General features: G+C 69.8%; 3 protein-coding genes and 2 pseudogenes. 3 read left to right on the forward strand and 2 right to left on the reverse strand.

Features of this window, described 5'->3' with window-relative positions; translation table 11 throughout:
• Nucleotides 1-230: 230 nt before the first annotated feature.
• On the reverse strand, nt 231-1433 hold the full coding sequence (locus tag ACFVWD_RS56635) for a DUF2207 family protein (protein ID WP_389606883.1): 1203 nt from the start codon (nt 1431-1433) through the stop codon (nt 231-233).
• A gap of 382 nt (nt 1434-1815) precedes the next feature.
• On the opposite strand from ACFVWD_RS56635, the gene ACFVWD_RS56640 reads away from it, so the two are divergent.
• The 3 genes and pseudogenes from ACFVWD_RS56640 to ACFVWD_RS56650 form a co-directional block, all read left to right on the forward strand.
• Nucleotides 1816-3378 carry a hypothetical protein gene (locus tag ACFVWD_RS56640; protein WP_389606884.1) on the forward strand — a complete coding sequence of 521 codons (1563 nt, stop codon included), beginning with the start codon at nt 1816-1818 and terminating at the stop codon, nt 3376-3378.
• 47 nt (nt 3379-3425) lie between these two features.
• Complete coding sequence (locus ACFVWD_RS56645) at nt 3426-5459, forward strand: WD40 repeat domain-containing protein (protein ID WP_389606886.1); 2034 nt, start codon at nt 3426-3428, stop codon at nt 5457-5459.
• A 389-nt stretch (nt 5460-5848) separates the two neighbouring features.
• Nucleotides 5849-6391 (forward strand): annotated as a pseudogene (locus tag ACFVWD_RS56650) (IS110 family transposase); the annotation flags it as partial.
• A gap of 266 nt (nt 6392-6657) precedes the next feature.
• Here the strand turns inward: ACFVWD_RS56650 and ACFVWD_RS56655 are convergent.
• Nucleotides 6658-6922 (reverse strand): annotated as a pseudogene (locus ACFVWD_RS56655) (hypothetical protein); the annotation flags it as partial.

Genomic DNA, 6922 nt, shown 5'->3' on the forward strand with positions numbered 1-6922 from the left:
CAACGCAGTGAACTCCGGCGCTTCGCGCCTCCGGGCCGAGGATGCGTTTCCCTCCCCGGCTGAAGCCGGGGATACCCACGCAAGATCAGGGATGGTTTCAGGGTAGGGCGGACTGTGTATCGGTGACGCCGCGCAGAGCCTCAGCCGCAAACAGGACCCGCTCAGGCCGCAGGTGTCTCGGGACCCCCACCTCTAGCGGCTGCGTGCGTGCCGGAGAGTGGATCTGATCGTCAGTCGGTCCGCGACACGGCCTCGACCACACTGATCTGATGGATCTTGCGCCGACGCGGGCTGCAGTGGACATCGACGACGTCCCCTACCCGGAACCGGTCCTTGAGCTCCGGGTTCCCTTCGCGTGAGAACATCGGTCGGCTCCACTGGTCGACCTCGAAGGACCAGGCTTTCCGCGTCGCCGGGTCCTCGACGGAGCAGCAGTAGTGCGTGACATCCGTGTACGGGTCGTCGTGGTGAGTGTCGTAGTCCCAGCGCGAGATGACGGCACCGCGAAAGCTCGACTCGTCGGGAACCGCCAGGACCCGACGGCGGGCCGGCAGCCACAGGCCCCACAGCAGTACGCCGGTGAGCACCGGAACGGTGTCCCATTCCCAGCCGAACGGCGGGCGCGCGGTCAGGGTCACATCGACCGCGGCGACGAAGGCGGCGCACACGGTCACGGCCAGCACCACGAACTGCCACAGGTGTCCCCAGCGCGGGGTATCCAGCGGCCCGGCGTCCACGACGTGCCACGATCTGCCGTACGAGGACCAGATCCGCTGCGGCTCGCGTACGGGAAGCGCCGATTCGGGACCAGCCGCTCCCACCTGGCGTTTGGGCAGCCGATGCTCTCCAGCGCGGTCGTGGACCCGCCACTCGCGCGCGGCCTGCCGTCCGGCGGCCGTCAACCTGGGCCCGGATTCGAGCGGGACGTCTGACAGCCGCACCAGCCCCAACAGGCTGAGCAATAGGACCGCTTTGAGAATGACCCGCACCCATTCGGGACTGAACGAAACGCCGGCCCACAGGGCGCCGAACCAGGCCGCGAGGGCCGCACCCCGATACAGCAGCGTCACGTACTTGTTCCGGGCCGGCCGCATGAGGCCAAGAGCGGTCGCCTCGTTGCGGACACTGTCCTGAAAGCCGCGCCACCATACCCAGAACTCGTCGCCGTCGCCCGGCCCGAGGGCGCCGATCGGCACGCGGTCGACACCGCCTCGGCAGCGCCGGCGGATCCGTTCGACCACCAGTTCCTCGACGGGCCGCAGCGGCGCCGAGTCGGCGGTCTGCGGGACGATCCGTACGGTCACCGTACCGTCGGCTTTCTCTTCACCCTGCAGTCGGCCCGTGCGGACCATTTCCAGGGCGGTGGTCTCGATGCCCTTCGGAGTTGTCTCCGCGTCTCCCATAAGCAGGTTCACCACACCCGCGGTCAGCATTCGATATTTCATACGCCCCCCAGAAATGTGACCGAGACGACTGTAGATGCTCTTGGGGATCACCGCATCGGGGAAATCACACAGCCGAGGCATCGTCGAAGCTGATGTCCGAGCTGAAAGCCACGAGATGTTCACCGCTGCCCTGTTGAAATAACTGGCTCAGCGGGTGCGTGGATCTCTGCGGCGATTCAGCTGCGCGGGCGCGCTGTCGCCCTCCTGCGCACCAACGGGACCAGCGTCTCGGCCAGGCCACTGGTGAGACTCCGTCAGGTCGGGGCCCCGTTACTGTTGGGCCGCCTGCGCGGGTGCGCAGTTGAGGGGCTTCGCCAAGGGGGCACCAGGCATGTCAGAGGGGTTGGCCCAGTGGGGGCCAGAGCTTTTCATGACGCGGGAACGGGAGCTGCGTCGCGGCCTGGCACCCGAGAACGACGTGGGAAGGGACATCGCGCAAGGGGGGTTCGAGCCCTGCCTGCTGACCCTTCTGCGGCTGTCGGTGGGCAGGCAATCGAGCACCGGTCTCACCAGTGGGTGGTTCCCGAGGGCGCTTGCCCGCACCGGCCACCTCGTCCGCGCGGCTGAGCTGGCGTACACGATCAGTGACGAGCTCAAGCAGGGTACGGAGCTACTGGAGCTGGTGCAGGCCGCGGCGGGCGCGGGAGACCTGGGCGGCGCTCAGGCGCTGGCCGAGTCGATTCCCCTACGGCAGGTGCGGGACCAGGCACTGGTCGCCCTCGTGCCGGCGTGGGCCCGTGCCGGTGAGCGTGACCGGGCCGTCGCTCTGGCGGAGAGGATCCGCTACCCGCACAACTGGGGGTGGGCCTGGGCCCTGTTGGCGAAGGCGGTGGCGGACAGCGGCGACATCGACGAGGCGCTCAGGTTTGCCGCTCGCGCCGACGACGTGGTGAGTTCTTACGCCGCCGACGGGACGGAACAGGTGCTCGCCCTCCTCGTGGAGGTGGCCGTCGCCAGCGGCGACCATGACCGGGCCGCTGCACTTGCCGACCGCGTGGAGGACATCACCCGCTCCCGCGACTCGACAAGGTGGTCCGAACCACGGCCCCTGGCGGTGGTGTTGGCCCGTGAGGCGCTGGCGGGAGACCTTGACCGGCTCGATGCTCTCCTGCGCACCCCGCCCGGACCGGCCGTCGGCGCCGGGGGCACGGTATGCGGGTGGGCGCTCGGCGAAGCCGCCGAACAGCACATGGTGGTCCCGGAAGGAGACCTGGACGAGGCCGCCGTTCGCCCGTTCCCTCCTGGATCCCCGCTCGACGCCTGGGACATGGCCTGTGTGCTGGACGCGGTCGTTCACAGCGCCGACCAGGACGTGGTCCTGGCCCTTGCCGACCGGGCCGAGACACTGCTCGAGACCGGCGACGGCCGTGATCACGACATTCTGCTGAGGTCCTTGACACTCCTGCTGGCCAGGCATGGGCAGGTCGAGCGGGCCATGGCCCTCGCCGGCCGTCTCGACCCCGATCTGTCCGTGGCGCGGCAGGCCGACATCCTCGGAGAACTGGCCCGGTCCGGTGACACGGGCGGTGCCGAGGCTCTCGCCCACACGATCAACGACCGCAGGGCACAGGACAGGGCGCTGATCGAAGTGGTCCGGGAGCTGGCCCGGGGTGGCGATTCAGGCCGGGCCGAGGCTCTCGTCCACTCGATCGACGACCGCTGGGCGCAGGGCGAGGCACTGGTCGCGGTCGTCCGGGAGTCGGCCCGGCACGGCGATCACGCGCGGGCCGAGGCTCTCACCCGCTCGATCGCCCACCGCGCGACACGAGCCCGCGCCCTGGCCGCACTCGTGCAGTTGTCCGAGCCGTCCCACGCCCGCAGGCTCGCCGCGCAGGTCGTGAGGGTTGCGGGCGACTGGGATCCTGTTCTGCCGGCCCTGGAGCGGATCGTGCCCCGTTCCGTGGCAGTCGTCGCCGATCGGACGATGAGCTGATCCGGGGCAGCCTCCTGATTGTCAGTGCTGCCTGCGAGACTCGTTCCATGATTCCGAAGCTGCCCTTGCACAGCCCTCGTTGGCTTGACCTCGACGGTGTGAAGGTCGAAGAGGTGAAAGCACTCCTGGAGCAGTTGTCCTCCGCGGCTGTCGCCGGGAGCGGCGATGGATGGAGGCAGACCTGGACGTACCTGGCCGGCGGTTTGATGGACGACGGGACCGTCTTCGACGGGGCCTATGCCGCTCTGCCGCATCTCGTCGAGGCGGCAGCGGCCCTGCCTCCGGGACAGACCGCCGACTTCTGGGTGGACTTGGGATGCATCGTGACCGCGGAGGACAGGCCCCCCGTCCCGGCCGATCTCGAGACGGGGTTCGGCGCCGCACTGCGTCTGGCCGAGCGGGCGGCCACCCGAAGCCTCCTTGCCGCCGATACTGCTCCGCAGGTCTGCGCCCACCTCGTGCTCGCCTGCGTGGCCTTCGCCGGCCACCACATGGGCGAAGCGCTGTGGCGGTTCCCCGATCCCCGGGAAGCTGACCTCCTGCTGATATGTCCCGCGTGCGAGAGTGATACCGAGATCCCCGACTTCTTCGTCGACCCGGCACGTCCGCCCGCCGAGGCTCCGGGGCTCCCTGATCCCGCCCATGTCAGGCAGGGAGGACATACCTGGGGCGAGGTCGCTGCAGCATTGCGCGAGGAAGCGGTGGGAGAGGAGTGGGAGCCCTTCCTGCGGGTGGCACGCGAGGTCGCGATGGCCGGGGTACCCCCCGAAACACCGGGGCAAGCCGTCCTGTGTCTGGTCGTCGGCATGGTCGCAGTCGCGGGCACTCCGCAACAGGACGCAAGGGAGTTGGCCCGCCAACTGATGGCGCTCACCGGAGACTTCCGCTGCTGGGACTGCGAGCGGACGTGGACGATCGCCGACGGCCTGGCGGAGAACCCGGCCGGTGCGAGCCCCCGGCACCGTCCGACGGAGGCGCGGGCGGACTCCGACGAGTCGGCCGCCACGGTGGAGTCGACGGCGCCCGGACGAACAGGTGAAGCGGCGACTCGGTTCCGGCAGAACGGGAACGCGGTGCTCGCGGCCGACGGCACCCCCTGGGGCCGTATGTCGGTGTTCTCCGATTCGGCGCCCGGTTCATCCGGGGGTGTCGACGCGCTGGCGGTGGTGTCCTGCCCGGGTCGGCCGACGCTCGTGGCCGGCGCCGGGGACAGGGGCGTGGTGTGCCTGTGGGACGTGGCCGACGCTCGGCTTGTCCATGCCCCGCTGCCAGGACATCGTGACCGTATCCGCTCGATGACGACCCTGCCCCTGCCCGACGGCCGCGTCCTTCTGGCGAGCGGAGGCGACACCGGGACGATCGCCCTGTGGAACCCCGTCACCGGGCAGCCGATCCGCGAACCGGCCGGGGACTGGCCTGGCGGGGTGACCGGAATGTGTACCGCGATCGTCCCCGACGGCCGCACCCTGCTCGTCACCGCCACCCCCCGAGGCGCGGTCCGGCTGTGGGATCCGGAAACCGGTGAGTGCGTCGGGCGCCTCAACCCCTATGGCAGTCCGATCCAGTCGATCGCCGCCGTCCCGATCGCCGCCGGCCACACACTGATCGCGGCCGCGGACACCGCGGGCCGCCTTCATGTGTGGGACCCGGCCGTCGAGGACCCCTGGGAAAACGGCGCGGCCGTGCAGTTGAGCGCCAGTGCCCTCGCCGATGCCGACCACCGGGTGGTAACCGTGGCGGCTGTGCCCACACCCGACCGAACCATGTTGGCCACCGGAGACAACCAGGGCGTGGTCATGCTGTGGGACCTTGCCACCGGTGCCCCGGTCGGCGACGGTCTGCCCGCCTCGACAGGCACCGGGGGCCTGCCGGTCATCACCGCCTCCACCCTGCACGGCGGCCGCACGGTCCTGGTCACCGGCACCCGTCACGGTCACCGGCTGCGGGTATGGGAACCGGAGACCGGCGCGGTGGGGCACATCGCCCTGGATGTGGTGCTCACCTGTCTGGCCACCGCGGGTCCGGACCTGATCGTCGGGCACGACCGCGGGGTCCTCAGCCTCCCGCTCACCAGACGATGAACGCGTTCAGCCGAGACCCGTCCCACCCCGTCGCGCGGAGCCTCGGGACGGATGTCGAGAACCCGCGCGACGTGCGCGACAGGCCGGTGCCTGTGGCTCGAACCTCGCGGATACCGCCCCGTTACCTTTCTCGTGGCCCCGCAATGGGGCGCCTGGCCCCCGGGTCCGGTATGGCTGTTTGCCCCCTGTCGAAGTCGATGACCTGGGGGGTGTTGCCGCCGGGCTTCGGGGCACCGCTTGACCGCTGATGAGGGGCCTGACGACCGCCTGGTCCGGCGCAATGCCGGGCCGCTTGAGGGTGGGGATGTCTGCGTAACGTGGTTGCCGGCGTGTGGTGCCGCAGGGACGGCCGGGAGTTTCAGGAGACGAGAGGTGAGGGGCACACGCGGATGGTCGACACGACCGCGATAGATCTCTTCCTCGGCCTGGACCTGGGCAAGGAGTTCCACCACGCCCACGGCCGGACCGAGAACGGCAGAACCGTGCACGACAAGCGGCTGCCCAACACCGAGCCGAAACTGCTGGACCTGTTCACCAGGCTGGTGGCGAAGTTCGGGACCGTCCTTGTGATCGTGGACCAGGTCGCCAACATCGGTGCGCTGCCGCTGACGGTGGCCCGCGCGGCCGGCTGCCGGGTGGCCTACCTGCCCGGGCTGTCGATGCGGCGGGCCGCCGACCTGCACCCGGGCGAGGCCAAGATCGACGCCCGGGACGCGTTCGTGATCGCCGAGACTGCCCGCACCATGCCGCACACCCTGCGCGCGGTGGACCGCGACGACGAGGTACTGGCCGAGCTGACGATGCTCACCGGCTACGACAACGACCTGGCCGGAGAGGTCAACCGCACCACCAACCGGCTGCGCGGCCTGCTCTCCCAGATCCACCCCTCCCTCGAACGCGTCCTCGGCCCCCGCCTGGCCTACCCCTACATCCAGGCCCGGGGGTAGCCGCGTTCGTCGCGGAACAGCTGGGGAGCGACCGGCATGTTCGACTGCTTCGAGCACATCGGCGGCAAGGTCGCCCGGCCTGCCGACCTCGACCTCACCCCCAGCGATCGATCAACTGCCCATACCCGTCAGTAAGTTGTCTGCGCGGCCCGTGGCCTGCGCAGCGGTTATTAATCAGGGTGACAAAACAGGCGAAATTGAGATTACTCGGATGCGCCATTATCTGACCGACCACGCTGACACCGAGGCTGTCAGCCAAGGCCGAGGCTGCTGAGAGCCGTCGTCCAGTCAGTGACGATGGCCCGCTGGGCGGCGGCGAGGGTGACCTTCCCGGCGCAGACGGCGGTGTGCAGTTTCGTCTCCACCGGGTCCTTGCGGTTGTTGACCCCGCCGCCCGTCTTGTGGCCCGGGTCCGGCGGCTCGATCCACAGGTTGCGGGGATCGTTCGGGTCGCCGCCCACCTGCAGGCTGATGAGGTGGTCGTACTCGGCATCGCCCATGGGGCCCTTGTAGCCG

It is taken from the genome of Streptomyces sp. NPDC058086, assembly GCF_042885015.1.
Lineage (GTDB): Bacteria > Actinomycetota > Actinomycetes > Streptomycetales > Streptomycetaceae > Streptomyces.